Origin of the sequence: Synechococcus sp. UW86, assembly GCF_900474085.1 — a bacterium.
In the GTDB taxonomy this organism is placed as follows: Bacteria; Cyanobacteriota; Cyanobacteriia; order PCC-6307; family Cyanobiaceae; genus Parasynechococcus.
The window spans coordinates 55,731-81,383 of sequence record NZ_UCNU01000011.1 but is presented as its reverse complement, the minus strand read 5'-3'; the positions used below and the strand labels follow the sequence as shown (position 1 = coordinate 81,383).

Annotated in this window: 35 protein-coding genes and 1 tRNA gene; 13 read left to right on the top strand and 23 right to left on the bottom strand. The window is 60.8% G+C overall.

What is annotated here, in order from left to right:
* Positions 1-120 precede the first annotated feature (120 nt).
* Positions 121-327, top strand: coding sequence for a YqaE/Pmp3 family membrane protein (locus DXY04_RS07060; RefSeq protein ID WP_115081635.1), 207 nt, complete (start codon positions 121-123; stop codon positions 325-327).
* Positions 328-335: 8 nt separating this feature from the next.
* On the opposite strand, the gene DXY04_RS07055 is transcribed toward DXY04_RS07060, so the two are convergent.
* From DXY04_RS07055 to DXY04_RS07045, 3 genes are all read right to left on the bottom strand, one after another.
* Positions 336-1,547, bottom strand: a complete 1,212-nt coding sequence (locus DXY04_RS07055) for a DUF389 domain-containing protein (protein ID WP_244278614.1) — start codon at positions 1,545-1,547, stop codon at positions 336-338.
* 13 nt (positions 1,548-1,560) lie between these two features.
* Entirely contained in the window at positions 1,561-2,355 is a 795-nt protein-coding gene (locus tag DXY04_RS07050) for a prohibitin family protein (RefSeq protein WP_115161534.1), read from the bottom strand.
* A 103-nt stretch (positions 2,356-2,458) separates the two neighbouring features.
* Positions 2,459-2,719 (bottom strand): hypothetical protein, encoded by a 261-nt coding sequence (locus tag DXY04_RS07045; RefSeq protein ID WP_244278613.1) that lies wholly within the window; start codon positions 2,717-2,719, stop codon positions 2,459-2,461.
* Between the two features lie 579 nt (positions 2,720-3,298).
* On the opposite strand from DXY04_RS07045, the gene DXY04_RS07040 reads away from it, so the two are divergent.
* Positions 3,299-3,592, top strand: coding sequence for a hypothetical protein (locus DXY04_RS07040; RefSeq protein WP_115161532.1), 294 nt, complete (start codon positions 3,299-3,301; stop codon positions 3,590-3,592).
* Positions 3,593-3,598: 6 nt separating this feature from the next.
* Here DXY04_RS07040 and DXY04_RS07035 read toward each other — a convergent pair whose 3' ends face one another.
* On the bottom strand, positions 3,599-3,895 hold the full coding sequence (locus DXY04_RS07035; protein WP_115010336.1) for a hypothetical protein: 297 nt from the start codon (positions 3,893-3,895) through the stop codon (positions 3,599-3,601).
* Between the two features lie 80 nt (positions 3,896-3,975).
* Between DXY04_RS07035 and DXY04_RS07030 the strand changes: the two genes are divergently transcribed.
* The 5 genes from DXY04_RS07030 (at position 3,976) to DXY04_RS07010 (ending at position 5,863) form a co-directional block, all read left to right on the top strand.
* Positions 3,976-4,491 carry a hypothetical protein gene (locus tag DXY04_RS07030; RefSeq protein WP_115161531.1) on the top strand — a complete coding sequence of 172 codons (516 nt, stop codon included), beginning with the start codon at positions 3,976-3,978 and terminating at the stop codon, positions 4,489-4,491.
* Positions 4,492-4,646: 155 nt separating this feature from the next.
* Entirely contained in the window at positions 4,647-4,853 is a 207-nt protein-coding gene (locus DXY04_RS07025; RefSeq protein WP_114988190.1) for a hypothetical protein, read from the top strand.
* 81 nt (positions 4,854-4,934) lie between these two features.
* On the top strand, positions 4,935-5,219 hold the full coding sequence (locus tag DXY04_RS07020; RefSeq protein WP_115161530.1) for a hypothetical protein: 285 nt from the start codon (positions 4,935-4,937) through the stop codon (positions 5,217-5,219).
* A gap of 95 nt (positions 5,220-5,314) precedes the next feature.
* Entirely contained in the window at positions 5,315-5,506 is a 192-nt protein-coding gene (locus DXY04_RS07015) for a hypothetical protein (RefSeq protein ID WP_006850529.1), read from the top strand.
* A gap of 39 nt (positions 5,507-5,545) precedes the next feature.
* Positions 5,546-5,863 (top strand): DUF3288 family protein, encoded by a 318-nt coding sequence (locus tag DXY04_RS07010; RefSeq protein WP_114988192.1) that lies wholly within the window; start codon positions 5,546-5,548, stop codon positions 5,861-5,863.
* 524 nt (positions 5,864-6,387) lie between these two features.
* Here DXY04_RS07010 and DXY04_RS07000 read toward each other — a convergent pair.
* Entirely contained in the window at positions 6,388-6,591 is a 204-nt protein-coding gene (locus DXY04_RS07000; protein ID WP_115161546.1) for a hypothetical protein, read from the bottom strand.
* A 119-nt stretch (positions 6,592-6,710) separates the two neighbouring features.
* Entirely contained in the window at positions 6,711-6,893 is a 183-nt protein-coding gene (locus tag DXY04_RS06995) for a hypothetical protein (protein ID WP_114988193.1), read from the bottom strand.
* Positions 6,894-7,021: 128 nt separating this feature from the next.
* On the opposite strand from DXY04_RS06995, the gene DXY04_RS06990 reads away from it, so the two are divergent.
* The gene (locus DXY04_RS06990) at positions 7,022-7,294 is read left to right on the top strand and encodes a DUF3303 domain-containing protein (protein ID WP_114988194.1); all 273 of its coding nucleotides are present in this window, start codon (positions 7,022-7,024) and stop codon (positions 7,292-7,294) included.
* Positions 7,295-7,390: 96 nt separating this feature from the next.
* Here DXY04_RS06990 and DXY04_RS06985 read toward each other — a convergent pair.
* Positions 7,391-7,464: transfer RNA gene (locus DXY04_RS06985), tRNA-Arg, on the bottom strand.
* An 89-nt stretch (positions 7,465-7,553) separates the two neighbouring features.
* Here DXY04_RS06985 and DXY04_RS06980 point away from each other — a divergent pair.
* On the top strand, positions 7,554-8,264 hold the full coding sequence (locus tag DXY04_RS06980; protein WP_115161529.1) for a helix-turn-helix domain-containing protein: 711 nt from the start codon (positions 7,554-7,556) through the stop codon (positions 8,262-8,264).
* Between the two features lie 33 nt (positions 8,265-8,297).
* On the opposite strand, the gene DXY04_RS06975 is transcribed toward DXY04_RS06980, so the two are convergent.
* Together DXY04_RS06975 and rsmI are read right to left on the bottom strand one after the other, a co-directional pair.
* Positions 8,298-8,534 (bottom strand): hypothetical protein, encoded by a 237-nt coding sequence (locus tag DXY04_RS06975; protein WP_115081645.1) that lies wholly within the window; start codon positions 8,532-8,534, stop codon positions 8,298-8,300.
* A gap of 19 nt (positions 8,535-8,553) precedes the next feature.
* The gene (gene rsmI / locus DXY04_RS06970) at positions 8,554-9,411 is read right to left on the bottom strand and encodes a 16S rRNA (cytidine(1402)-2'-O)-methyltransferase (RefSeq protein ID WP_115161528.1); all 858 of its coding nucleotides are present in this window, start codon (positions 9,409-9,411) and stop codon (positions 8,554-8,556) included.
* Between the two features lie 26 nt (positions 9,412-9,437).
* Here rsmI and DXY04_RS06965 point away from each other — a divergent pair, with 26 nt between their 5' ends.
* Positions 9,438-10,355 (top strand): 3'(2'),5'-bisphosphate nucleotidase CysQ, encoded by a 918-nt coding sequence (locus DXY04_RS06965; protein ID WP_115161545.1) that lies wholly within the window; start codon positions 9,438-9,440, stop codon positions 10,353-10,355.
* 7 nt (positions 10,356-10,362) lie between these two features.
* Here DXY04_RS06965 and DXY04_RS06960 read toward each other — a convergent pair whose 3' ends face one another.
* From DXY04_RS06960 to sppA, 14 genes are all read right to left on the bottom strand, one after another.
* Entirely contained in the window at positions 10,363-12,528 is a 2,166-nt protein-coding gene (locus DXY04_RS06960) for a polyribonucleotide nucleotidyltransferase (protein ID WP_115161527.1), read from the bottom strand.
* Positions 12,529-12,635: 107 nt separating this feature from the next.
* The gene (rpsN, locus tag DXY04_RS06955) at positions 12,636-12,938 is read right to left on the bottom strand and encodes a 30S ribosomal protein S14 (protein WP_011363576.1); all 303 of its coding nucleotides are present in this window, start codon (positions 12,936-12,938) and stop codon (positions 12,636-12,638) included.
* Between the two features lie 56 nt (positions 12,939-12,994).
* The gene (gene rseP / locus DXY04_RS06950) at positions 12,995-14,077 is read right to left on the bottom strand and encodes an RIP metalloprotease RseP (RefSeq protein WP_114988220.1); all 1,083 of its coding nucleotides are present in this window, start codon (positions 14,075-14,077) and stop codon (positions 12,995-12,997) included.
* 24 nt (positions 14,078-14,101) lie between these two features.
* A complete protein-coding gene (serS, locus tag DXY04_RS06945; protein ID WP_115161526.1) occupies positions 14,102-15,379 on the bottom strand; it encodes a serine--tRNA ligase in 1,278 nt (425 codons plus the stop codon).
* A 42-nt stretch (positions 15,380-15,421) separates the two neighbouring features.
* The gene (locus DXY04_RS12095; protein ID WP_006852120.1) at positions 15,422-15,583 is read right to left on the bottom strand and encodes a hypothetical protein; all 162 of its coding nucleotides are present in this window, start codon (positions 15,581-15,583) and stop codon (positions 15,422-15,424) included.
* Between the two features lie 78 nt (positions 15,584-15,661).
* Positions 15,662-17,152 carry an AAA family ATPase gene (locus DXY04_RS06940; RefSeq protein ID WP_114988222.1) on the bottom strand — a complete coding sequence of 497 codons (1,491 nt, stop codon included), beginning with the start codon at positions 17,150-17,152 and terminating at the stop codon, positions 15,662-15,664.
* Complete coding sequence (locus tag DXY04_RS06935) at positions 17,149-17,685, bottom strand: DUF177 domain-containing protein (protein WP_115161525.1); 537 nt, start codon at positions 17,683-17,685, stop codon at positions 17,149-17,151. The genes DXY04_RS06940 and DXY04_RS06935 overlap by 4 nt, the downstream gene beginning before the upstream one ends.
* The gene (gene yidC, locus DXY04_RS06930) at positions 17,682-18,812 is read right to left on the bottom strand and encodes a membrane protein insertase YidC (protein ID WP_114988224.1); all 1,131 of its coding nucleotides are present in this window, start codon (positions 18,810-18,812) and stop codon (positions 17,682-17,684) included. The genes DXY04_RS06935 and yidC overlap by 4 nt, the downstream gene beginning before the upstream one ends.
* 56 nt (positions 18,813-18,868) lie before the next feature.
* Positions 18,869-19,276: a PH domain-containing protein gene (locus DXY04_RS06925; RefSeq protein WP_114988225.1), complete on the bottom strand. Its 408-nt coding sequence runs from the start codon at positions 19,274-19,276 to the stop codon at positions 18,869-18,871.
* Entirely contained in the window at positions 19,273-19,659 is a 387-nt protein-coding gene (locus DXY04_RS06920) for a ribonuclease P protein component (RefSeq protein WP_011363583.1), read from the bottom strand. The genes DXY04_RS06925 and DXY04_RS06920 overlap by 4 nt, the downstream gene beginning before the upstream one ends.
* A gap of 61 nt (positions 19,660-19,720) precedes the next feature.
* The gene (gene rpmH, locus DXY04_RS06915) at positions 19,721-19,858 is read right to left on the bottom strand and encodes a 50S ribosomal protein L34 (RefSeq protein ID WP_011363584.1); all 138 of its coding nucleotides are present in this window, start codon (positions 19,856-19,858) and stop codon (positions 19,721-19,723) included.
* A 46-nt stretch (positions 19,859-19,904) separates the two neighbouring features.
* Entirely contained in the window at positions 19,905-20,480 is a 576-nt protein-coding gene (locus DXY04_RS06910; RefSeq protein WP_115161524.1) for a DUF2808 domain-containing protein, read from the bottom strand.
* A gap of 75 nt (positions 20,481-20,555) precedes the next feature.
* Complete coding sequence (gene aroH, locus DXY04_RS06905) at positions 20,556-20,939, bottom strand: chorismate mutase (RefSeq protein ID WP_115161523.1); 384 nt, start codon at positions 20,937-20,939, stop codon at positions 20,556-20,558.
* Entirely contained in the window at positions 20,936-21,748 is an 813-nt protein-coding gene (sppA, locus tag DXY04_RS06900) for a signal peptide peptidase SppA (protein WP_115010417.1), read from the bottom strand. Before sppA ends, aroH begins: the two co-directional genes overlap by 4 nt.
* Positions 21,749-21,801: 53 nt before the next feature.
* On the opposite strand from sppA, the gene DXY04_RS06895 reads away from it, so the two are divergent.
* From DXY04_RS06895 to DXY04_RS06885, 3 genes are read left to right on the top strand one after another with little or no spacing between them, the layout of a single operon-like run.
* On the top strand, positions 21,802-22,743 hold the full coding sequence (locus DXY04_RS06895; RefSeq protein ID WP_115161522.1) for a DMT family transporter: 942 nt from the start codon (positions 21,802-21,804) through the stop codon (positions 22,741-22,743).
* Positions 22,740-23,849, top strand: a complete 1,110-nt coding sequence (locus tag DXY04_RS06890; protein ID WP_115161521.1) for a glycosyltransferase — start codon at positions 22,740-22,742, stop codon at positions 23,847-23,849. Before DXY04_RS06895 ends, DXY04_RS06890 begins: the two co-directional genes overlap by 4 nt.
* The gene (locus DXY04_RS06885) at positions 23,824-25,653 is read left to right on the top strand and encodes a glycosyltransferase family 39 protein (protein WP_115161520.1); all 1,830 of its coding nucleotides are present in this window, start codon (positions 23,824-23,826) and stop codon (positions 25,651-25,653) included. Before DXY04_RS06890 ends, DXY04_RS06885 begins: the two co-directional genes overlap by 26 nt.

The window sequence follows — 25,653 nt, the reverse complement described above, 5'->3', positions numbered from 1 at the left end:
CTCCGAGGGGGCTTTTTGTTGTGCTTTCAGAATTGAGCTCCAATCAACCATCAACGGAGAGGAGCTATCTGTGCGTCAGGTGGTGATGGCTAGACAAGGGCACCCCCGTGCTTCCCTCTGATGACCTGCGGCGACATCTTTCGGATCATCATTGCCCTGTTCATTCCCCCTCTGGGCGTCTTCACTCAGGTGGGATTGACGCAGCCCTTTTGGATCAACCTGGTGATCTATCTCTTTGCCGTTGGCGGCCTTGGGTTCCCAGTCTTGTTTGGCATGTGGCCAGCCGCTGTGATTCACGCCCTGTTTGTCATCCTGACTCGCAAATAAATCGCGTTTCAGCAATCTGGTTTTAAACAGATTGCTGCTACGGCAGAATCTTCTGCTTGATCTTTCGGTTCATCTTCAAGCAACTGTGGCGGCACAAGGCCTGTGTCCGCGTCGTTGAAGATTTGCTCGAGGTCAACCTCAAGGTCCACTTCATTGCCTTCCACCACGCTCACGTTGATGCGTTGCACCTGCATCTGCAGTTCAAGGCCAGGGAATTGGCCTGCAAGTCTGCTGTTGATCGTGTCTTGAATGTTCTGAACCTGCTTGTAACTCGGCAGCTTGGGGTCGAGTGATCGCACCACCACCAGGAAGCTTGGGGTTTGATTTTGTTCCCAGTAGTCGGGCCAGTCGAAGACGACCTTTTCCAGTTCCACGGCGTCGTTGGCGCCAAAGGTCAACGTCTCATTCTTGAGGTAGTAGCGGATCTCAGATTCAATCTGTTTTTGGGCCACTTCCCGATTGAGCCTGTAACGGTATTGCTCATACCTGCCATACAGTTTTTGACCCACCAGCACGGCCAAACCCAATGCCAACAGCACGGGTAAGCGTGAGCGGCGGCGGCGCCTGAGTTTGTCGCGGAAGTACGGCTCACGAATCGCCAGCACCGTGATCCCGCCAATCAGAATTCCAAGCAAGTTGGCGGCATAGAGCAGTGCAGGACCCTGGGCGCTGCTGATGTCTGGCCCGGAGAGCATCAATCCCATTACGCACACCGGCGGCACCAAGGCCACGGCAATCGCCGTGCCGGCCATCGAACTCACGGCCCCAGGGTTGACCTTGGCGTAGGTTGCGATGGCACCTGCAGCCAGGGCGATTCCCAGATCAAATGTGTTGGGCTCAAGTCGGGCGACGATTTGTTCTGGCAAGGCCTCGACCACAAGCAAGCCCTGACTGCGTGCGATGAGGCCCAATCCCATCGACAGGATCAAGGTGATCCCTGCTCCGGCAACAAGGGTGATCAGTGATCGTGACAACAGCCTGGCCTGCCCGATCAGGATCGCGAACACCGCCACCCGCAGCGGCAGGATCCACGGCGCCACAACCATGGCACCGATGATCACCGCATTGTTGTCGGCGACCAAACCCAGGCTGGCGATCAGGCTGGCGCCAACCGTCAGAACGATGAAGGATTCGTTCAGCCGTGCTTCACCGTCGTAACTGCGGCGCAGTTCTTCGAGACGATCTTTGTCTTCGAGAAGCGATTGTTGATCAACAACCACGGCTGGCGTTGGTTCAGCTGCGTCGCCCCACAATTACTGGAGGTGTGCTGCCGTTGCTGCCCGGAAGGGCCGGTACCACCTCCGTTTGCCCATCCCATTTGTCGAGGAAAAGCTTGTAAAGCACCTGATCGTCGAGGCTGCGGTTGAGGGTGTCGTAGCGCAGGGCTTCCTGCTCAGCGATTTTCACTTCGGTCTGGGCGCGGAGCAGTTGCTGCTCTGCGATCTGTTTCTGTTCAATGGCAGCGCGATATTCCTCGGCGATCTGCAGGCCTGTGAGGTCGAGACCGCGGACTTCCACGTAATCAAATTTGTCGAGCTCTTCGGCGACCGTGCGCTCCACCAGGGCGGAGATGTCGTTCCATTCGGTGGCAATGGTGACCAGCTCGTATTGGGAGAAGACCGATTTCAGGGCTTTCAGCAATGACGGCTGAATGATGCGAGGGTAGATATCGCGATCGTTGCCGGCGATCGTTCTGTAGATCCGTCCGGCTTCGTTGGGGCGAACGGCATATTTCACGGTTGCGGTGGCTTCGATCACCTGGAGGTCTTTGGTGAGGGTGGCAAATTCCTCCGGTTTGACCTGGGTGCGCACATCAAAGGGATACACCGATTGAATGAACGGCACCTTGAGATTGAGGCCCGGGAGTCTCGATCCTCCGCTCACCTTGCCCAAGGTGGTGACCACGGCAACCTTGCCGGCCGGAACGATGAACAGAGCCTGCCCCAACAACAGCAGCGCGCTGAGAACGACGGCAACCACCACGGCGAGGCTATTGGCGGGATCGTTGATCCGTCGTGGGGTTTGCATGATGGGTCGAGATCCTGACTCGATGATGTCGGGTTTGCTCGTAGGCCGTTGGCTTAAGGCCCGGTTATCCGCCAAACCGACATCATCAGGATCCGAAGGATGCCTAGTTCAACCAAAGCGATTTAAAGGCTCTTGGATAGGTATCGCGCATGCTCATCGAGGTCTCGCGGATGAAGGTGATGCACGCCTTGGATCCGTCGAACACTTTCGCTTTGATCATCATCTGCATGGCTTGCTGAAGCGTTTTTCCTTGTCCCAGGCTGGTGTCGATAATTTTCACCGCTTCGGCCGGTTCACAAGGACCCAGCTCAAGAGCGCCTGCTGAAGACGGGAGCACGCTCAGAGCAATCGCTAGCAGCAGCAAACCGTTCAGGGCACGCATCTGGTCGAGATCTTGTGTTGCTGCACGGAGCCTATGGCGTGGATCTCACTCTTGCCTGACAAAGTTGTTGGTTTGATTTCACTGGCCTGGGTCATCAGACCTGAAGCAGTTTCTCCAGTTCACTGAGATGAGTCAGATCCGTGAACAAAGTTGTGCAGATGTGGCTTGCCTCTTCTGCATGGACATGCTCCTTGGCCATGTGAGCTCTGCAGACAGAGCTGACTTGTCATGGAAGAAGGCATAAAAAACCTCCGTTAAACGGAGGAATAAGCCAAGTAATCCCCATCACCCGGCTTTTAATAAGTGTAGTGCTTCTCGTCAAGTTTGTGCAGCTGATCCACCAGATGTGGTGGATTGAATTTCACAAAATACCGTTTGGCAGCAGCTTATCCACAGGAAGGTGGAAAACCTTGGCAGCCTGTGTTGTCGCCATTTCTTCAAAAGGCCTGCAATCACTGGCTCGTTCGGGTAGGCTGTGGATATCCCCATCACCCGGCCGCCCGTATGAGGCGGCTTTTTTGTGCCCGGGCTGCCAGTCTGGTCCCGTATTCCACAAGCCCTATGACGGTGAACCGGGAGCAGGCCAGGGATGCGCTGGCGACACTTCTCGAGGTTTTCGCGGGGCCGAACTACTCGGGCGCATTGCGTGATGGTGATCTCACTACCCGCCTTGAGCGATGCACGGGCTGGGTGAAGGCTGAAGCCTCTGAGGCGGCATCTCTGATCGAATCATGCGTCCCCCATGGCAAGCCGATGCTTGCTCAGGCTCAGCAACGCCTGGCTGTTCTGGAATCGTTGAAGACGTTGCAGGCTGTTGCCGTCAACCATTTCGGCTCCCTCGACGATCCCAGCTAAGGCGCGTCAGTCGCGACGCAGCCAAGGCGAAGCATTGCTGAACCAGTCGCCGAGATCATCTTCTGGATGTTCAGGGTCGTCTGGATGACGTCGCCCCAGGTCGAGATCGGCCATCAAGCCGTCGAGGCCTTGTTGTGTGCCTTCCCGTTGAAAGCGTTGCGCTCTGCTCACCCACGTGCTCACGCTGCGATCGCGTTCGGCAAATTTTTGAAGGTAGACGCGTTCCTGGAGTGACACGAACTCACCCTGCGCCAGGCGGCTGCAGATGTTTTGTAGTTTCAAGCGTGTCGACGTGGTCAGCATGATCGGTTCACCTTTTTCAGGTGATAGGGAGTTCCGACCCTGCCGTCAGTGGCCGAAGGCACCATTTGTTGCGCGGGTGCATGGGCTGGTTTTCATATCCTGACGGGGTGGATCATGAGGAAACCCAGAGCCTGACGCCGATTGCATCGGACTCGCCTTGGCTGGAGCGCTGTGGCACCTTGTTGCGTCCGCAGAGTGATCCTGCATTGTTCGGTTCAGCGGATGCAGATCTGTATTTCGCTGCAGGCGGTCAACCGCGCTTTTACGTGATGCGGATCCGCCGCCGGCCTCCTGTGCTCAAGTCGATGACGCGGCACCATCGCGTGAGTCAGTGTTTGGGATCTGCCGATGCCCAGCCCTGGTGGCTGGCCATGGCCCCTTCCACGGATTCCGGCTGTCCGCCCCCCGCATCCTCGATCGCTCTGATCAAGTTTCAGGCCGGTGAAGCCTTCAAGCTTCATCCGGGAACGTGGCATGCAGGCCCTTTTGTTCAGGAGCCATCAGCGCTCTTTTTCAACCTTGAATTGAGAACGACCAACGAAGACGACCACAATTCGCTCGCATTGGCGCAGCTTTTGCGGTTGAACTTGATTTAATTGCCTCTGGCTGTAACGGGATGAACAGCGCAACTCGGCTTGGGTGCCCTATATTTATTTTGTAGCAATCGCTACAAGCGTTCACTTCGCTATACAGCGAAGCGCAGTTCGACTCAGGGCATGGAACGGGGCCTGAGCTTTCTACGAGGAACACCATGAATGCTCTTCAGCTTCTGAAGGAGCGTGAGCTGCGCGTGCAGCTCCGCAACAGCTCTAAAAAGGCCGTGGCTCGCGGATCTGAATCCGGCGACTACACCTCTGCACATCTCTCTCCCGTCAAGCTGGCGAAAGAGAAGGTTGCACCAACTCAGTTGAAATACCGAGGAGTGACCTACGAGGCCATGCGTGCCAATTGGCTCTGATCCCTGTTTCATTCAAGGGATGAAGCCCCACTTCGGTGGGGCTTTTTGTTTGGATGGACTGATCGTGCGTGCAAGTCGACAGTGGCCTTTGATGTTGCGACCACCGGGTCAATGTCGTATATGGATGTAAGGGATCAACTGCCATCGATTGACCCAGAAAATCTTTCGCCGCAGGACGTTTTGACCATTCTCCTGCATCTGTTCCAGCAGCAGCCCGGATTCGTTGACCGTGGCCATGAGGTCAACAATAAAGAGACAGCTTGGGTGAATGGCTTTCTCTTTCGTCTTCAAAATGACGCCTCAGCTGAGCGTCTTTCTATTGAGGAAGTTGGTTCCAGTGTCGACAAAATCTCGGCTTTGCGCTGATTACAACAGCTGATCAAGCGATCCCAACGAGTTTCTGTTGATCCTGCACAGAACGTGCGTGCTCCTCGAGCCTTTGTTCAGTTCGAGTCAGGCGCATGTTTGCGGTTCAAGAGCTAACAGTTGATGGTTGGTCCAATCGTGCCGAACACGCTTCCAAAGACAATGCCTTCTGGCATGCCCGTGCCCGTAGTGATGCTGATGGGCACACGTATCGCCTGATCAGCGAAGAAAAGCACGTTGTCTGCCTGCTCACCAGTCGTGGTTCTGAGTGCTGGGAGCTCGACTGATCTGCTGCTCTGCGCCCCCTGTTCAGGCATGATCGGTGGATGACCGACGATACGCAGCAAACCCATCCGCTTTACGCCATTGATCGCGACCAGATCGATGCTGTGTTGGGTCATGAAGGCGAACCAGGCCCGCAGCAGTTGACAACGATTGCCGCGTTATTTTCGCGATATGCGGATTTTCCTGGCGCTGAAGATATTCGTGATGATCTGCAGAAATGTCTCACGCTATGGGGACTTTCGCGCGATGAGTTGAATCTCAAGACGCGTGAAATCTGGGAGAGTGGCTGGCGGCCTGGTCAGGATCCTGTGGCTGAAGGTGTTGGTTCTGGGGCCGATGTGGAGGATGCAGACGCTTGATGTTTGCCGGAATGGCTCTTCCCTTAACTATTTAAACTTTAGCCCCAGATGAGATCGGGTGGCTCCTGTTTCATGGGTGATCAGCCAAAGAGGAAGGCCGCCCTTCCCGGTGGAAAGACGGCCTAACTCGCTCGTTTGTGCATCGTTCAACCCATCACTTCAGCTAGGGAAAGAAAGGGTCGAAGCGTCTGGCTCGAGGCGCCCTGGGGCCATGGGCTCGAGGTGTTGGGTCGTTTTCTCCGAGGGCACCTGAAACGGTGCAAGTGGAGCGTCGATTGGCGTGGCGGACCATTGCGTGCCCACCAAAGGACCAACCCAGGTCATTGTTGAGACTGTTGGAGCAGGGGCCAGAAAGTCAGTCTGCTTCTTCGGTCTGCTGGGGTGGAGTGTCGTCCGTCATGGGCTCCTCCGATCTCGATGCCCATAGTTTTGTGCCTTCCGGGCACAAAGTCATCAGCATTAAGGCGCATTGCCTTGAGGGCCTGAACGATCGATTGTTGGGATGGCGTGCCTTTCAGTTGGTTTCAAGCCTCGGGCTGGTTGTCGACGCCCCTTGATGCCCGCTCTGTCGCTGTGAGGTATTCCTCGATGAGGGGGGAGTGTTCACCCCGCTGAACGGCGCTGATCTCCCGTTCGATGTTCTGAATGAACAGCTCGTTCCCGTTCCGCTTGGCCACCGCAAGCACACGTTCGAGGCGTTCCAGTTCCGCCTGCTGCTCGTTATTCATGCCATGGAACGTCAGTGATTCCCCACGCTGGCAGGGTTGGATCAAGAACGCCGAACAAGCTGGCCTGACGTGTTGCTGAGCTCGATGGGTTGTGCTCTGAGGCTGAGGTCAAAACCCGCTTATGCAGCCTCTGATTCCTCCTCCTCATACAAAGCCTTGAGCTGATCGAGCTCAACCATCAGATATTGAATTTCAAGCCAGTCCGTCGAGAGGTCAATGGCGGTTTCCAGGCGGTCAATCTGACGCTTGAGAAGCTCCGGCATTCCGCCATCTGGCTGCATGGCTCCCATGTAACCGCGCATGACGCTGGATGCAAGACGACTGCTGATGACGATTGAGGGAAGGGCTTGCAGCGTTCTATCCCGCCGTGTTTGCCCTCACAGACAAGCTGTTTGGCCTGTGGGAATGTTCGTTGGCTTCAACACCTTCCATGACCTTTTTGATGCACTGGTCGTTCAAGACCGGCTACCACGAAATCGCTGCCAAGAAGTTCCTGGCAACGGGTGCGCCTTTCCCCGAGTGCAAGTCCTGGAAGCGTTGGCATGCACCGGGCTCCGTTGAAGGCTGGATTCTCGTGGAGGCAGACAATGCCGATGCCTGTTACGAGCACGCCGCGGAGTGGGCCGAGTGCCTCGACTGGGAGGTCACCCCAGTGCTGTCAGATGAGCAAGCTGGCCCCCTGATTGCCAAGGCCTACAGCTGATCGTTTGATCTGATCGGTGCCCCTCACACTCCGAGGGGCTCCACAAACCGTTTGAACCACTCCAAGATGTTTTCGTTGGAGTGGCTTCGGCTTAGACGCCCCCTGATGGATTCGAACCATCGACCGACTGCTTAGAAGGCAGTTGCTCTATCCAGCTGAGCTAAGGGAGCAAGCGCCCACATCTTGGCAGGCTGCATCGAGGCGGGCTGGATTTGGAAGCCTTGCGCCACCTAAGGTGATGGGCTCTTGATCGGCATCCATGGCCCCGCGTCGTCTCAGCGACAGCGAGAAGCAGGATCTGGTCGGTCGTTACAAGGCCGGCGAGTCAACATCAGCTTTGGCTGAGGCCTTTGGCTGCAGCCCCAACACCGTGAGTCGCACGGTGAAAGCACTGTTGCCAGCTGATGCTTATGCCGCGCTAAAAGCCAGCAGGCAAAAAAGGTTGGCCACTCCTCCTCCGCCCACCGTCACTCAGCCGGAAGAACCAGAGGTTGACTCCCTCAAGGAAGACGACAGCAGCCTGGCCCTCGATGACGCGGATGACTTCGGTGAAGACTCTGAGGAGGAGCTCGCCGAAGACGATGACAACGGCAGCGTTGAAACGTTCACGGAGCTTGTTCCCCTGCTTGGCGTGGGAAATCTCAGTGATCGTCCACTGAATCAAGCCCAACCGTTCAGTGTCGACCTGCTGCCGGACAGCGCCTACATGCTGGTCGACAAGGTGGTCGAGCTGGATGCGCGCCCTCTTAAGGAGTTCCCCGAGTTGGGCCTCCTCGACGATGCCGAGCAGGAACGGCAGGGGTTGTGCCTGTTTGCCAGTCCCCGCGCGGCCAAGCGCCAGTGCGGGCGGAGTCAGCGGGTGATCAAGGTTCCCGATACGGCTGTGTTTCAGCGCACCAGCAGTTACCTGTTGGCCCGGGGCATTACACGACTGGTGTTGGACGGAACCTTGATTGCGCTGGATGCCTGAGCACCGCCGCTGATTGCTCTTACCTGATTGCTCTTAATCGAAGCGATCGCGTTGATCGGGAAGCAAAACGGCCGTTGCGGTTCCGCCGCTGATCACGCCGATCACCATCGCAATCCCCACGAGAAAACCCGTGGGAAGAGGCACTGAGCGCTGCCCCCCGAGTTGGAGCGTGTGGCGATCCTGAAGGTTCTGGGCTCCAAGGCAGAGCAGCAGCAGCAGCAGCAGGCCACCGCCAAAGCTGATCAGCAGAAGACGCAGGCGAATCAACACAGCACAACCGTCGATGGGCTCAGTTTGACCTGCCCTGGTGCAAGAGGGCATACAGGCGTCGTCTGGACAGCCCTGTGGTCTGGGCCAGTTGCCGGGCAGCGTCACTGGCGCTTGCACCCTCGTCCTGCAACACCTGCAGCTGCCTGAGCAGGTCGTCGTCGTCGGGTTCTTCGACGTTCTGCGACGGTGCTCCTCCCAGCACAACCGTGCATTCCCCCTGGGGCGGGTGCTGCTGAAAGTGCAGCAGGGCACGATCCACCGTTGGCCCCACCTGTTCTTCATGGCGTTTGGTCAGTTCCCGTGCCACCTGCAGAGAACGGTCTCCTCCGCAGTGGTGCTGGAGTTCCTCGAGCAACGTGATCAGGCGGTGCGGCGCTTCGTACAGCACCGTTGTGCGGGGTTCATGGCTGATGGCTTCGATGCGGGCCCGCCGTTCCTTGCCTTTGGCCGGCAGAAATCCTTCGAAGCAGAAGCGTCCGCTGGGCAGGCCGCTGCTCACCAGAGCAGTGGTGGCGGCGCAGGGACCAGGGATGCAGATCACGGGATGGCCGGCCTGGTGTGCTGCGGCCACCAGCTCTTCACCGGGGTCGCTGATGCCCGGCAGCCCGGCATCACTGATCACCGCCAGGCTTTGACCCTCCGCCAGCAGATCCAGCAGTTGGGGCACGCGGGTGCGGGTGTTGTGCTGATGAAAGGACAGCTTGCGGCCGCCCGCTCCAAGGCTGCTCAGCAGCTGTCCGCTGTGCCGGGTGTCTTCACAGGCGATCACATCCACGCTGCGGAGCAAGTCACGGGCGCGTGGTGACAGGTCCCCCAGATGACCAATGGGAGTGCCCACCAGATACAGGCTGCCGCCGCTTGGTTCATCCCGCTGCATCACAATGGCGAGCGCCTCTGTTGATCATGATGCCCAGCTCCGCCGTCCTCCCCGCTGGCGTTGACAAGGAGGCTCTGCTGACGGAATTGCGTCGCCTGAGTTGGGGTGCCGCCGACATCCTGCGGGCCTATGCCCGCGGCGAGCAGCCTCCGCATGGTTTCCCCAAGGCGTTGAGTGTCGATGAGGGCGGAGAGGGCCCTGTGTCTGCGGCTGATCTGGCCGTGAACAAGTGGTTGCTGGATGGGCTGTCGGCCGCGTTCCCCCAGGCCGACTGGACGCTGCTCAGCGAGGAGACCGCCAAGGAGCAGCTCACCGAAGGCCAACCGCTGCCGGCGGATTGGTTGTGGATCCTCGATCCCCTGGATGGCACCAAGGATTTCCTACAGGGCACTGGCGAATACGCCGTTCATCTGGCCCTGGTGCGCGACAAGCGGCCGGTGATCGGCGTTGTGCTTCTGCCGGAAGCCGATGAACTTTGGATCGGCATCGTTGGTGAGGGTGCCTGGTGTGAAGACCGTCAGGGTGAGCGGTCGCCTGTTCGCTTCAGCGACAGAACCGAGGTTTCAGATCTGATCCTGGTGGCCAGCCGCAGCCACCGCGACGACCGTTTGGTCAAGCTTATTGATGCCCTCAATCTCGGCGGTTCCAAAGCCGTGGGCAGCGTTGGCTTCAAGGTGGCCACGATCCTGAGAGGCGAAACCGACCTCTACGTTTCCCTCTCCGGCAAGAGCGCTCCCAAGGATTGGGACATGGCTGCTCCGGAGGCGGTGTTGCTGGCGGCCGGTGGTCGTTTCACCCATGCCGATCAGGCCGACCTCGCCTACAACACCGGCGATGTGCGACAGGCCGGCTGTTTGATCGCCAGCCATGGAAAAGCCCACGCCGAGCTCGGAGAGCGTGCGACGCGGGCCATGGCCGAGATCGATCCCGGCTTTCAGGTCTGAGACCTGATCAGCTGAGCGGTGCCACCGGGGTGGGTTGAGGCTCCACTTCGGAGGCATCGCCGGCCTGGGGCACGCCCCGCAGGGTGAGGTTGATGCGGCCGCGGTTGTCGATTTCGCGCACCCGCACGGTCACCTCGTCGCCCACCTTCACCACGTCTTCGACCTTCTCGACGCGAGCTTCGGAGAGCTGCGAGATGTGGATCATGCCTTCCTTGCCCGGAAGGATCTCCACAAAGGCGCCGATCGGGATGATCCGGGTGATCGAACCGGAGAACACCTCACCCTCGTTCACCTTGCGGGTCAGGCCTTCGATGATCTTCTGGGCTTCTTCAGCCGCAGCACCATCGTGGGAAGCGATGGTCACGATGCCGCCGTCCTCGATGTCGATCTTGGTGTTGGTGCGCTCGGTGATGCCCTTGATCGTGCGTCCACCGGGGCCAATCACGGTGCCGATCAGCTCTGGATCAATCCGGAAGCTGAGCAGACGTGGGGCATGGGGAGACAGGTTGTCCCGAGGGGTGTCGATCGCCTCGAGCATCTTCTCGAGGATGTGGAGCCGTGCCGGACGTGCCTGGTTGACGGCTTCAGCCACCGTCTTCACCGAGAGGCCGGTGATCTTCATGTCCATCTGCAGGGCGGTGATGCCCTTCTCGCTGCCGGCCACCTTGAAGTCCATGTCGCCGAGGAAGTCCTCGATGCCCTGGATGTCGGTGAGGATCCGCACCTCATCGCCCTCTTTGATCAGACCCATGGCTGCGCCACTCACCGGAGCCTTCAGCGGCACGCCGGCATCCATCAGCGACAGGGTGCTGCCGCAGACGGAACCCATCGAGGTGGAGCCATTGGAGCTGAGCACTTCGCTCACCACGCGCACCACGTAGGGGAAGGTGTCCTTCTCGGGAAGCACCGGAAGAATGGCGCGTTCGGCCAGGGCGCCATGGCCGATCTCACGACGACCGGGGGAGCGCATCGGCCGCGTTTCACCGACGGAGTAGGGCGGGAAGTTGTAGTGGTGCAGGTACAGCTTCTCGGTGTTGGGATGGAGATCGTCCATCTCCTGGGCATCGCTGGGGGTGCCCAGTGTTGCGGTGGAGAGCACCTGGGTGAGTCCGCGTTGGAACAGACCTGAACCATGCACCCGGCGCGGCAGGACGCCGGCCATGGCGCTGATCTGGCGAACCTCGTCGAGGCCGCGTCCATCCACACGCTTGCCGTCTTTGAGAATCTGCTGGCGCATCAACTTCTTGGTCAGCGCCTTGAAGCTGTTGCCGAGCAGTTTCGGGCTGCTGGCCAGGGCTTGGCGAACGGCATGGTCGTCCTTGAGACCTGCGATGGTCTCGGACACCTCGCCCTTCACGGTTTCCAGGGCTGTGTCCCGCTCGTCCTTGCTCTGATCAAATTTGCTGAGGACAGCGCTGATCGCCTTGGTGCACTGCTTCTCGAGATAGGCAGGAACGGTGCTGTCTTCGTCTGGCTTCTCCGGCTTCACCTGGGTGATGCCCAGATCCTTCAGCAGCTGTTCCTGTGCCTTGATCAGTTCGCAGATCGCTTCGTAGCCGAAATCAATCGCCTCGATCACGTCTTGCTCGGGCAGCTGGTTGGCGCCGGCCTCAACCATCACCACGCCGTCAGGAGTGCCGGCGACCACCAGGTCCAGATCACCCCGTTCGATCTCCCGATAACTCGGGTTGAGCACGAAGTCATCCCCGAGCAGACCCACTCGCACGGCGGCCATTGGGCCGTTGAAGGGGATGCCCGCCAGCAACGTGGCAATCGATGCACCCGTCACCGCAAGAACATCGGCGGGGACCCGCTCATCAAGGGACAGGCAGGTGGCCACCACCTGAAGGTCGTCGCGCAGCCAGCTGGGGAACAGTGGCCGCATCGGGCGGTCAATCAGTCGGGCCGTGAGCGTGGCCCGTTCGGGGGGGCGGCTCTCACGACGCATGTAGCTGCCGGGAATGCGGCCAGCTGCATAAAGCCGCTCCTCGTAATCGCAGATCAGCGGCAGGAAATCAATGCCTTCTCGTCCGCCTGAACGGGTTGCGGTCACAAGCACGGCGGTGTCGCCACACTCCACCAAGACGGATCCTCCCGCCTGAGGGGCGAAGCGCCCGGTGGTCAGTCGAATCTCGCGTCCGTCAAAGGAGATCGACTGGGTTTGTCCTTGCACGACGTCTTATGTCCTTTTGTCAATCCCAAGTCTGACATTTCATGGCTGCTCTTCACAAGAAAGGGGAGGCCAAGCCTCCCCCTCACGACGCCGTGGCGACAAGCTGATCACCAGCTGGACTTGACCACGCCGGGCAGTTCACCTTTGTGGGCGCGCTCACGCAGCTGGTTACGGCAGAGACCGAAATCGCGATAGACGCCGCGGGGCTTGCCGGTGGCCCAGCAGCGGTTGCGCACACGGATGCGTGCGCTGTTGCGGGGCAGAGCCTGAATCTTGCGATGGATTTCCAGGCGATCCATCGGATCTTCGGCTGCGTTGAAGGCTGCCATCAGTGCTGCGCGCTTGGCCGCATAGCGCTCAACTGTTTTCTTGCGCTTCACATCGCGAGCGATCATCGACTTCTTGGCCATGCAGCTGAGGGCAGCGAGTGAACGAATCGTCAACGATACATGGGCGCATCACCCTCCTACCGACCCATCAATTGCTGGACCACCGGCAGCTGGCTGGTGTCACGCACGATCAGCACAAGCGTGAGCCCCACCAACAAAAGAAAACCGGATTGCACGAAGGCCATTTGGATCCGTTCGGACACCGGACGCCCCCGAACGGATTGAATCGCCAGCATCATCATCTGCCAGCCATCGAGCAGCGGCAGCGGCAGTGAATTGAGCACCGCCAGATTGATGGAGATCAGGGCTGAGAAGAGCACCAATCCGGATCCCCCCTGCTGGCTGAGCTGAGCCCCCATCTCAACGATCTTGACGGGGCCACTCACCTGCCCCGCCGTGGCGCGGAAGTTGGTCAGGAGGCCGGCGTAGCCACGCACGGTTTGCTGCAGCATTTGGCTGAATTGCGAGCCGGTGGTGAGCACCAGTTCACCGGGATTGCGCACGGGGCGCATCTCCCCACTGATGTTGGCCTGCAGCTGGGCGCCGATTTTTCCTGTGCCCTGTTGATCGTCAGGGATGAGTTCAAGGCTGGACGTCTCGTCTCCTCGCTTTCGCTCCACACGGATGGCTCGCTCGGGTGCTGCTTTCACATCCCGAACCATCGCTTCAACGCCCCGTTGTCCTGCAGCAAGGGGTTGGGCATTCAGGCTGAGGATCTGGTCACCGGCACGAAGCCCGGAGCGGGCGGCAGCGCCACCCGGTTGCACCTGCACCACCAAAACCCCCGGATCCGGCGCGGCGGGAACGCCGACAAACGCTGCCTGAGCGAACAGCACCACCAGTGCCAAGGCCAGGTTGGCCAACACCCCCGCAGCCACCACCAGGGCTTGCTGGGGGATGGGCCGGTTGCGCAGCAGATCCGGATCATCAGCCGGGATCGTGCTCTCCTCATCGTCGTCAGGGAAGGCGACGAAACCACCCAGGGGCAGCAGCCGCAGGGCGTAGGTCACCCCACGCCGTTGCCGCTTGATCAGGGCCGGGCCAAAGCCAATGGAAAAACCGCTGACGCGGATGCCCTGGAGCGTGGCAGCGAGGAAATGGCCGGCCTCATGCACCACGATCAGCAGGGCCAGCACCAGAAGGGCGGCCAACACGTTCATATGTCCGTCAGGAGTCCAGTCGGATCATTCTGGCTGGAGTCGCTCGCGGCCGACGTAGGGCACCAGCGCTTTGGGCAGCAGGACGCTGCCGTCGGGCTGTTGGCCGTTCTCCAACAGGGCCGCCATGGTTCTGCCGACGGCCAGGCCACTGCCGTTCAGGGTGTGAACCAACTTTGTGGCCTTGCCCTCCTTGGTGCGAATGGAGGACCGTCGCGCCTGGAAATCGCCACAGACGCTGCAACTGGAGATTTCCCGGTAAGCCCCTGCTCCCGGCAGCCAAACCTCGAGGTCGTAGGTCCGGCGGGCGGAAAAGCCGAGGTCGGCGGTGCAGAGGTCCAAAACCCGATAGGGCAGCTCCAGCGCCTGAAGCACGGCCTCTGCATCGGCCGTGATCTGTTGGTGCGCCTCTTCGGAGTGATCGGGGTGCACAAACCAGTACAGCTCCACCTTGTTGAATTGGTGCAGGCGGATCAGGCCACGGGTGTCGCGGCCGTAGCTGCCGGCCTCACGGCGGAAGCAGGGGCTGTAGGCGGCGTAGCGCAGGGGCAGTTGATCTGCCGGGATGATTTCGTCCCGGTGCAGGGAGGTCACGGGCACCTCAGCGGTCGGTGTCAGCCAGAGGTCGTCCTCCGCGCAACGGAAGCTTTCCTCAGCGAACTTGGGCAGTTGTCCTGATCCGGTGAGGCTGGCGCTGTTCACCAGCACAGGGGGCAGCACCTCGCGGTAGCCCTTGCTCGTGTGGAGGTCGAGCATGAAATTGATCAGGCCACGCTCCAGGCGTGCCCCCTGGCCCATCAGCGTGACAAAACGGCTCTGCGCAATGCGGACGGAGCGTTCGGTGTCGAACAGCTGTAACCGCTCAGCGATCTGCCAGTGCTCGTCGAGGCTGTCATCAACCCGGGGGGTACCCCAGCGGCGCACTTCAACGTTGTCGTCTTCGCTGCGTCCATCAGGGCAGGCCTCTGAGGGGAGGTTGGGGAACCCCAGCAGCTGCTGCTTGAGCTCACTGGAGAGCTGCTTCTCTTCCTCCTCCAGCACCGCCACCTTCTGCTTGATGGCATTGCCCTGTTGGCGGAGTTCGGCGACCTCGTCGCCTTTGGGATCAGCGCCCGACTTGATGCGTTGGCCGACTTCCTTGCCGATCCGGTTTCCTTCCGCCTGCAGGTTGCTGCGTTGTTGCTCCAGATCGCGCTGCTGCTGGGCAATCAACTGCAGTTTGGTGAGATCAACAGCCTTACCTCGACGCCCCAGTTGCTGGGCGATCGTTTCGGGGTTGTCACGCACAAGGCGCTGATCGAGCACGGTTTCAGGGGCGTCAGCGCCGGCAGCCTATGGCAGTCCGTTTCAGAGCACCTGGCCGACCATCACCGCCGCGATGCCCGAGAACAGGGTGATGCCAAGGGCGGTGAGGGGGCTTTGCCCCTGGGCGACGGCCATGGTCGTGATCACACCGGCACCAAGGCAGGCCACGCAGAGCTGAGTGGCGATGTCGTTGCGGCTCTCCACGTTGGTCCTGCTGTTGTTGGGACCGTAGGGAGCGCGCCGGCCAGCGCCTCACTCAAGGCGGGTGTTCGTTACGCCGCGTCAGGCTTCGTTACCTGCAGCAACAGAGGCGGGGCGGGCACGGCCGCCGTCAGCCCACTGTTTCAGCCGCTCGAGTTGTTCGCTGGCGGTGCGGGAGAGGGGGATGAGCTGGGAGGCCGCTCCAATCAGATCAGGCTCCGTCAACTCACGGTTGTCGGCAAAGGCCAGGTGCATCGCTTCGATCACGGTCTGCTCCAGCTCGGCACCTGAGAAGCCCTCACTGCGGCTTACCACCGTCTCCAGGGGAAGCTTCAGCCCCGGTCGTCTCCGTTCCAGATGCAGCTCAAGAATGCTGCGGCGCTCAGCGCTGCTGGGCAGATCGAGCATGAAGATCTCATCGAAACGTCCCTTGCGCAGCAGCTCCGGTGGCAGCTTCTCAACGCCGTTGGCGGTGGCCACCACGAACACCGGTGACTGTTTCTCCGCCATCCAGGTGAGCACGTTGGCCAGAACCCGCTGGGTTGTGCCGCCGTCACTGCGGCCATCCCCGCCAAAGCCCTTGTCGATCTCATCGATCCAGAGCACGCAGGGTGCCATGGCTTCAGCCCGTTGGATCATCTCGCGGGTGCGTGCCTCGCTGGCCCCCACCAGACCCGCGAAAAGCCGCCCCACATCCAGCCGCAACAGGGGCATCGACCAACTGCAGGCAATGGCCTTGGCCGTGAGGGATTTGCCGGTGCCTTGAGGACCCACGAGCAGGACGCCACGGGGCAGAGGCAGTCCGAAACGCCGTGCATCTTCCGAGAAGGCCCGGTGCCGTTGGTTCAGCCAGGTCTTGAGACCATCGAGGCCTCCGATGGCTTCGGTGCCCGCATCGCTGCGACAGAACTCCAGCACCTCACTGCGGGCAATCGTCTGGCGTTTTTCGTCCAGAACGTCCTGCAGATCCTCAGATCCCAACTGGCCGCGGCGGGCCAGGGCCCGGGCGGCCACCTGGCGAACACGCATCTCGCTGAGCCCGCTGCAGGCCTGAGCCAATTCATCCAGGACAGGAGCTGGCAGTGGGCTGCCGCTGCTGGTGCCGATGCTGCTGATCAGCCGACGCAGGTCGTCGCTGTCGGGAAGGGGGAGATCGAGAAGCGTGAGGCTTTCTTCCAGATCGCCGGGGGGTGTCCATTGCCCGCAGCACAACACCAGGGTGTGCGGGGTGCTGCGCAGGGATGCTTCGAGATTGCGCAGCATCCGGGCAACGCCCGGGTCATCGCAGAAACGATGAAAATCCTTGGCGAGCAGAAGGGTTGGGCTGCCCGCATCCCGTTGCTGAAGCCACTGCAGCATGGCCATCGGTTGACGGCTCCCCTGGCCATCGGCATTCACCGGCCCGCTGATGCCATCAATGAAATTCCAGCAGACCAGCTGGCGTGCAAGCCGCTGAGCAGCCTCTCCCAGCAGGCTCTCCACCCGGGCTTCCTCATTGCTCCGCACCCAGATCAGTGGTGTGCGCGCCCGCACCAGAAGGTCGATCTGATGTCCCCAGGTGGCACTGCTCATGGCTGATCGATCTGCTGCTGAAGCTGCTGCAGGGCCTGCCAGCGGGGATCCACAGCCTTTGTCTTGGTGTCTGGGATCACGGGCTGCTGCTGGAGGCCGGGTGGGCCTGGGCAGTGGTCACCGCAGTGGTTAACGACCGGCAACAGCAGGTTGAGCTGTTCGAAGGCCCATTGCTGGGGGTCAAATTGACCGCGTGGATCGAGAACATCCACCAGCCCTTCCATCTCGGCCACCTCTCCGGAAAACTCCAGCTCGTCGGCCGTCGGTTGCTCGTCTCCCAGCCAGATCAGCTCGGAAGGCTTGCAGCTGAGCTTCTGATTGAACTGATTCAGGCAGCGATCGCAGCAGAGCGTGACGATCGTGTTGAGTCTCCCCTCAACCGCCAAGACGTTGCCGCGGTGCTCTGCGGAAACATGGCCTCGCACTGGTGTGAGTGAGGGGAGCTCATCGAGCTCACCCTCAACCTCCCAGACTTTCGCGGTGCCGAGGGCCCGGAGCTCCTGAAGGGGAACAGGCTCCAGTGCCTCGATCACTTGCCCTTCGGTTCAAAGGGCAGGCGTGAGCCGCCTGAGGTGGCAGAGACCGTCACTGTTTTCTGGGCCATTTGCTGATCCAGAATTTTCTGCAGGTTGTCGGGCAGTGCCTCTTTGGTGAGGATGAAGGTCTGCAGGCCTTGGAAGATGTTGGCGATCAGCATGTAGAGCAGAACGCCGGCGGGGAGTGGGAAGAACAAGAACATCCCCGTGATCATCACCGGAGTGATTTTGTTGGCCGTGGCCTGCTGAGGGTTGGCAGGCATGCCCATGCCCGACAGCAGTTGGGAGATGAACAGGGTGATGCCGAAGCCGGCAACGAGAATGGCGATGTCCCAGTTGATGGCACCGTCGGCATAGAAGCCGACCTGGCCCAGGGCTTTGATGAACAGGAAGCCGCTGCGGGCTGCCAGGCCCGGAATCTTCGCTTCAACGGTGGCGTCACCGGAGGCGAGTGCAGTGATCGTGCCGTCCTCGCTGACGCTGACGATGTCATCACCTTTGGTCACTGCCCATGTGGGGGAGAAGCGTCCAGGGTTCTCAACATCCGTGAGCACGTCGCTGAAGGCGCGACCGTCCTTCGTATGAAGGTTCACGGTGGCGCTGTCGCCAACGCCGATCTTGGTGCCCCGCGGCAGGCTGGCGATCACCGGCACGTGGTCGGTTTCACCGATGAAGATGGAATGGCTGGCGCTGTTGAAGGGTTTGGGTTCAACGGCAGCGATCTGGTCGGCCGGCAACACCTTCATGTTCAAGGTGTAAGGGACATCGGCGAACGGTGACCCCCGCAGGGTTGCAAACAGTGCAAACAGGATCGGCATCTGCACCAGCAGCGGCAGGCATCCCGCCAGGGGGCTGCCGAATTCCTTCATCACATTGCCCAGCTCCTCCTGCTGTTTCTGAGGATTGTTGGCATACCGGCTTTTGATCTCAGCCTGACGTTTCTGAATCACCGGTTGGGCGATGCGCATGCGCCGAGCGCTGCGAATCGATCCTGCGCTCAGGGGGTAGAGCGCGATCCGGATCACGAGGGTGAGGGCGACGATGGCCAGGCCATAGCTCGGAACCAACCCGTAGAAGAAGTCCAGGATTGGAATCAGCAGGTTGTCGGAGATGTATCCGATCACGTTGAAGAAACGGGGGGGCGGGACGTTGTGAGGCCAGTGTGCATGAACAGCTGCACTCAGGCGGCGAAACCTTCAGTGGTTTTCTCTTGGGCCTTGGCCGCACGGCTGCTGATGCGTTCGAGGATGTAGGCCTCAACTTCCCGGAATCGGGGCATCGAGCGCAGTTCGAGCCTGGCGCCGTCCTTGAGCACCAACACCATGTCTCCCCAGGCACCGAAGCCCCGGGGCACGGTGCGCACTTCGCTGATCTGTGAATACACAACCTGGGTTTTGTCTTTGCCCATCCAGCCCCCCGTCACCGAGATGCGGCGACTGGTGATGCGGAAGCGCAACCAAAGGGCCCGAACAACGGCTCCGATGGTGAAGGGAAGACCGATCAGCGTGAAGCCAAGCAGGATGTTGAAGATCAGATCCCCGCGGGCTGGTCCACCGTCGTAGTGGACATCTTCCTGAATGCTGGTCATGGATCCAGTCCGGCGCTTCTCAGAAGACTGTCGCATTCTTCGAGCAACTGTGTGGGTTCGGCTTCCGCGGCTTCCGGGCGAAGGCTGATCAGCAACCACCGGCCCGCCAGATCGTTTCGTTGTTCAAAACGTCGACGCAGGTGGTCATGCAGAAGCCGCCTGAGCCGGTTCCGCTTGACGGAACGCTTGCTCACTTTGTTGCTGATCACCAAGGCGCAGCGGCAGGTTCTTTCCTGGATGCCCCGCAACTCCCGGCGAAGCAAGTTGGAATCACCTGCAGCGACTCGCAGAACCATCAAGGTTCCGTGTTGGCGCTTGGAGGACCGGTGCAAACGGTTGAAGCATCGATGCCCGCGCAATCGCATGGAGGCGGGAAGGACCATCAACCAATCCTGTTTGGGGATGCCAAGGCTGGGGTGAATCCTCTGAATTCACCCCACACCATCAAGCGGCGAGGCGGGCGCGGCCGCGCTTGCGGCGCGTGCGGATCACACGACGGCCGGTGTGGGAGCGCATCCGTACACGGAAACCCGAGACGCGCTTCCTCTTGCGGTTTGTTCCCCCGAGGGTGCGCTTGGTCATGGACGTCTCCTGGCTACCGGCCGATCTGAATCTGGGATTTTATCAGTCAGTCCACATCGATCAGCCAGCTGCCGCGGTAGCCGGACATCGGCACATCGCCGGGGGCCTGCACCAGAGCGTTGAACTGATACATGCGCTTCCCCTGGGGGTTGAACAGCTTGATGTGAAGCGAGTAGTCCCCGTCTGAAGGCAGCGGCGTGTCGGGGAAGACCACGATTTCTGTTTGGTCTTTGTTGACCTCGATCACCGCCGGGATCTCTTCGAGACACTTGCTGCGGCTCATCATGCTGCCAACGCTGGTGCGGCAAATGCGCATGCGGTGGGGCTTGAGCTTGGAGTCGAAGTAGTCCGGAACGGTGACGGTGAGTTTGAGAATCGCGGTCTTGCGGTCCTTTTCGCGCAGGGTGAGAAACCACTCCGAGCGGTCGTTTTCGATGCTGGAGGTTTGGTAGTAGTACAGCTTCCGGTAATCGCGGTCGTTGTCCCAGCGGAATTCCATCAGCCCCGGTGTGCCCTGGGCATGGGCGATCTGCTCGGGAGTTCCGGTGAGTGCTGAGCCCATCAACAGAGCTGCAGCGGTGCCAGCTCCAGCAAGCAAGCGTCTGAGGGTGGAACGGGCCATGGGAAGAATCTTGATGATGGGATTTTCCTGAGTCCAACCAGTGGGCGGTGATCTCAGGGGTCGGAGGTTGATCTGTCAGTTGTGACCAGATCTGTCTGGACGGAGCCGCTGCGCGTCGCCCTGATAAGGATGCACGGGTTGCTGGTCCTGTGGGATCCAGGCGTGGGCCAGAACACGGATGCAGCGTGGGAGGTCGCCTTGAACAGCCATTTGCTGGCAATCCAGTAAAGCCACCGTGTCCCAGCCGGGCCGCCGCCGGGCAATGGCCGCTGGGAAACATGCGTCGAGATCGGCGGTGACCGAGAAGGTCACCGACACCAGCTGATCGGGGGTCAGATCATTGCGATCGACAAGGTCGTTCATCAGGGCGCTGACCGCCGCATGGATGGCTTCCGTGCTGTTCTCTGTGCAGGTGGTGGCCCCGCGCAGGCCTCTCAGAACAAGGGGTGAGCTGGTCATGGGCGGTACAGCCAAAGCACTTGACCGCTGCCCATCAATTCAATCGAGAGTCGCTGCTGCAGTTGATGCAGGAGCTGGGACCCAGGCAGTAAGCCACTGAGCTTGCGGCGTTGCTTGCCCAGGGTGACGGGGCGAATGTCGTCCGCGTCGAGATCGGCCAGTTGCGCCGCGAGTCGACGGGCATGGTCTTCGTCGCCGAGTTCATCCACCAAGCCCAGCGCCTGTGCCTGTTCTCCGCTGAACACCCGTCCATCGGCGAAGCGCTTCACCGTTTCCAGCTCAAGGTTTCGTCCCTGCGCCACAACACCAACGAACTGGCCATAGCTGCTGTCGATCAGCTCCTGAAGCAAGGCACGTTCGGCATCGCTCAGCGGACGATCCGGGGAAAGGATGTCCTTGAACGGGCCGCTCTTCACCGTGTCGAAGCGAATCCCGATCTTTTCGAACACCCGCGAAAGGTCGTTGCCCCGCAGGATCACCCCGATGGAACCGGTGATCGTGCCGGGATTGGCGACGATTTTCTCCGCAGCCACACCGATGTAGACGCCGCCGGAGGCGGAGATGTTGCCGAAGCTGGCCACCACGCGACAGCCCTGTTCCCGGAGCCGCAGCAGGGCTGCATGAATTTCCTGGCTGTCTCCAACCGTGCCGCCGGGGCTGTCAATGCGCAGCAGCAGTGCTGGAAATTCCCTTTGCTTCACCTCCCGCAGCGCTTTGAGCACCCGCTTCCGCGTGGCACCGGTGATGGGGCCATCAACAACGATGCGCGCCATCCGTCGTCGGGATTTTCGCCGCCAGGGCCAGATCATGTTGCGCATCTGCATCGCTCCAGATCTTAAAAAGAGCACCCAAGCGCCCATCCATGCCGTCGTTGCGACTCTGGTTTCTGATGGTGTTGCCCTTCGCGCTCTGGGGAACGGCGATGACCGCCATGGCGCCATTGCTCGCCAGTGCAGGGCCTTGGCTGGTAGCTGGCTTGCGCCTTGTGCCCGCCGGTTTGGCTCTTCTGCTCTGGGGGCAGTGCACCGGCCGAGGCCTGGCGATCGATTCCCGTGATCGGCCTTGGTTCCTCCTGTTCACCCTGGTGGATGCCACCTTGTTTCAAGGCCTGTTGGCGCGGGGGTTGGAGGGCACAGGCGCGGGTCTCGGTTCCGTCCTGATTGATTGCCAACCTCTGTTGGTGGCCCTGATGGCACGCGCGTTGTTCATGGAGTCGATCAATCCCATCGGCTGGATGGGGCTGGCCATCGGTTTGGCTGGAATCGTCTGCATCGGCCTACCGGCTGAGCTGTTGGGACATTGGTGGTTGCTGGCTGACCCGCCGGTGGTGCAGCAGTTGTTTCAGCCCGGTGAGGGCTGGATGTTGCTGGCGGCCGTCGCCATGGCAGCTGGGACGGTGTTGATTCGCTTTTCCTCACGCCACAGTGATCCGGTCAGCGTTACGGCCTGGCACATGGTGCTGGGGGGACTTCCCTTGCTCGGGGTTCATGCCCTGCATCGCACGGATGCCGGCTTGGCCTGGACGGCAACGGACTGGGCGCGCATGGGGTACGCAAGTCTGCTCGGAAGCGCTCTGGCCTACGGATTGTTCTTCTGGTTCGCCAATCAGCGCGATCTCACCAGTTTCAGCAGCCTTGGATTTCTCACCCCTGTGTTTGCCTTGGCCACCGGCGGTTGGTTGCTGGGAGAGCGCCTTGATCTGCTCCAGTGGATCGGTGTTGTGATGGTGCTCGTTTCGGTGATCTTTGTGAGTCAACGTCGCCGGTTCTGGGAGCCGCTGCCGCTTGCGGACCCCTCCTCATGACGGAATCGCCGCTTCACCTCGTCATCGTCAACACACCCATCGGGGCCCTCGGCAGTGGCGAGGGTGGAGGTGTGGAGCTCACCCTCCGATCCTTGGTGCAGGGGTTGGTGCGGCGTGGCCACAGGCTCACGGTTGTGGCCGCCAAGGGCTCCACACTCCCCGCCGACTGCAGCGGAGTTGAGTTGCTGGAGGTGGAGGGTGTGAACCAGCCCAGCTGGCAGCACGCCGCCGAGCATGCGCCGGTCGAAATTCCCCGTAATGGGCTTCTGCCGGCTCTCTGGGAGGCCGCGCTCGATGTGGGTCAGTCCGCCGACGCCGTGATCAACGGTGGCTACGACTGGCTGCCGTTGTGGCTGACGCAACGGGTCAGCGCAAGGCTCTTTCATCTCGTGAGCATGGGGGATGTGGCTGCGGTGATGCGCGATGTGATCGAAGCCGTCGCCGCCTGGGATTCCCGTCGCCTTGCTTTTCACACCCACCGCCAGGCCGCTGATTTCCGGCTGCCTTCTCCGCCCAGTGTTGTGGGCAACGGATTTGATCTCAGCAACTACACCTTTCAAGGGCAGACCAATGGCCCTCTGGGTTGGGCGGGCCGCATCGCACCGGAAAAGGGGCTGGAGGATGCTGCTGCTGCCGCTGCTGCCCTGGGTGAACAGCTTCTGGTTTGGGGGCTGCGTGAAGACGACGCCTATGCGCGGCAGGTGGAGTCGAGTGTTCCCAAGGGCACGATCGACTGGCGTGGATTTCGATCGACCCGGGAGCTGCAGCAGGAGATGGGCCACTGCCGCGCTCTGATCAACACACCGAAATGGAATGAGGCCTACGGCAATGTTGTGGTTGAAGCCCTGGCCTGTGGTGTTCCGGTCGTCGCCTATGACCGTGGTGGACCGGGGGAGCTGATCTGTTCCGGTCGCACTGGCTGGTTGGTGCCGCCCGACGATGTTGCTGCCCTCACGGAGGCGCTTCGGCGCGTCGACAGCATTGAGCGCTCCCTCTGCCGCAGCTGGGCTGAAGAGCACGCCTCCTGTGAGGTCTTCAGTCAGCTTGTTGAATCGTGGGTTCGAACAGGACTGACGGCGGATGTCAGCATCAACCGCAGGAGCTGAGGGTCCCTTGTCGGTCAATGTTTCAGGACGCCAGCGACGCCAGGTTCTGGCACTTGTGCTGACCCTGGGACTCGTTATCACCTTTTGGCGGTTGGGATCCACCGGCGTGGTGGATGAAACTCCGCCGTTATTTGCCGCAGCCGGACGGGCCATGGCTGACACCGGCGACTGGCTGACGCCTCGGGTGAACGGCTTGCCCCGTTACGACAAACCCCCCCTGGTGTACTGGCTGATGGGGTTCGGTTACGCCTTGCCCGGACGCGAGGTTTGGGATCCTCTCGGCAGTTGGTCGGCACGGCTTCCTTCCGCCTTGGCCACGGTCGGGCTGATGCTTGGCCTCGCCGATACGGTGCTGCGCTGGCCGTTCCCCGGCGATGCCCGTCCGCGTTTGACGGCACTGATCGCACCGCTGGCTTTTGCCTTCTCGCCGCTGGTGCTCGTCTGGAGCCGCACCGCGGTGAGTGATGCCCTGCTGTGTGGCCTGCTGGGTCTCAGCCTGTTGCTGCAGTGGAGGCGTTTTGCCGCCCCCCAAGAGGTGGCCTGGTGGCCAGCCTGGGTGATCCTCGGATTCGCAGTGCTGGCCAAGGGGCCTGTTGCTGTGGTGCTTTCAGGGCTCGTTCTGCTGATGTTCGGAGCGTTGCGACGGGATCTCGTTCAACCCTGGCGGCGGCTGCGCCCGCTGCCCGGGTTGCTGCTCACCGCTCTGATCAGCCTTCCCTGGTACGCCCTGGAGTTGCTGGTGGAAGGACAGCCCTTCTGGGACAGCTTTTTCGGCTACCACAACCTTCAACGCTTCACCTCCGTGGTGAATAATCACCTGCAGCCCTGGTGGTTTTTCGGCCCGGTGATGCTCGTGGCTGCCCTGCCCTTCACGCCCTACCTGCTGTTGGGACTGGCGCGGGTGCCCCGATTTCGGATCGCTCCGGAGCATTCGTTGCATCAATTCGCAGCGTGCTGGCTGTTGGCGGTGCTGTTGCTATTCACCACCGCAGCCACCAAGCTCCCCAGTTATTGGTTGCCCGCCACCCCCGCGGCGGCCCTGTTGGTGGCCCAGGCCACGGTGGGCTCTTCGCGCTGGCAACGGATGGCATGGGCAACTTGCCTGGCCTTGATCGCCGTCCTGGCTGCTGGGTTCTGGCTGGGATCGCTCTGGGTTCCCTTGATCGAGGATCCGGAGATGCCGACGCTGTTGGTGGATTTGCTCGCCAGCGGTTTGTTGAAGTGGGCTGCAGTCTGGTTCAGTGCAGCCGCCACGCTTGGAGCTTTGCTGCTGCTGCAGCGTCGCGCCGCTGCTCAGGCACTGCTGGTCATGCAGGCCTGTCTGCTCGGATTTCACCTCACGGCTCTGATTCCCATTGCCCAACTCGCCGATCGTCTGCGTCAGCAACCGGTCCGTGACGCGGCCTCACTGATGCTGTCGCAACAGCGCAGAGGAGAACCCATGGTCATGGTTGGCGCCATGAAACCTTCGCTGCACTTCTACACGGGTCAAGTGATCCTGTACGAAGGCCAATCCGATGGGGCGTTGGTCAACATTGCGGATCGGCTGGCCCATGAACAGCGGCGGGGCTGGACGGGATACCCCCTTGGTCGCCCGGGTGCATCCAGCACGGTGCTGGTGTTGATCGATCGCGGCACGGCAGAACGTGACCATTGGATCGACCTCCAGCCCGAGCTGCTCGGCCAAATCGGGATTTACGACGTGTGGCGTCTCGACCGCAGCCGCCTTGAGCAACGGGCTCAAACCTTGCAAGCCAAAGGCGTTGAGGCCGACTGGCGTGAGCCGCGTCCTGAGCGGTACTGA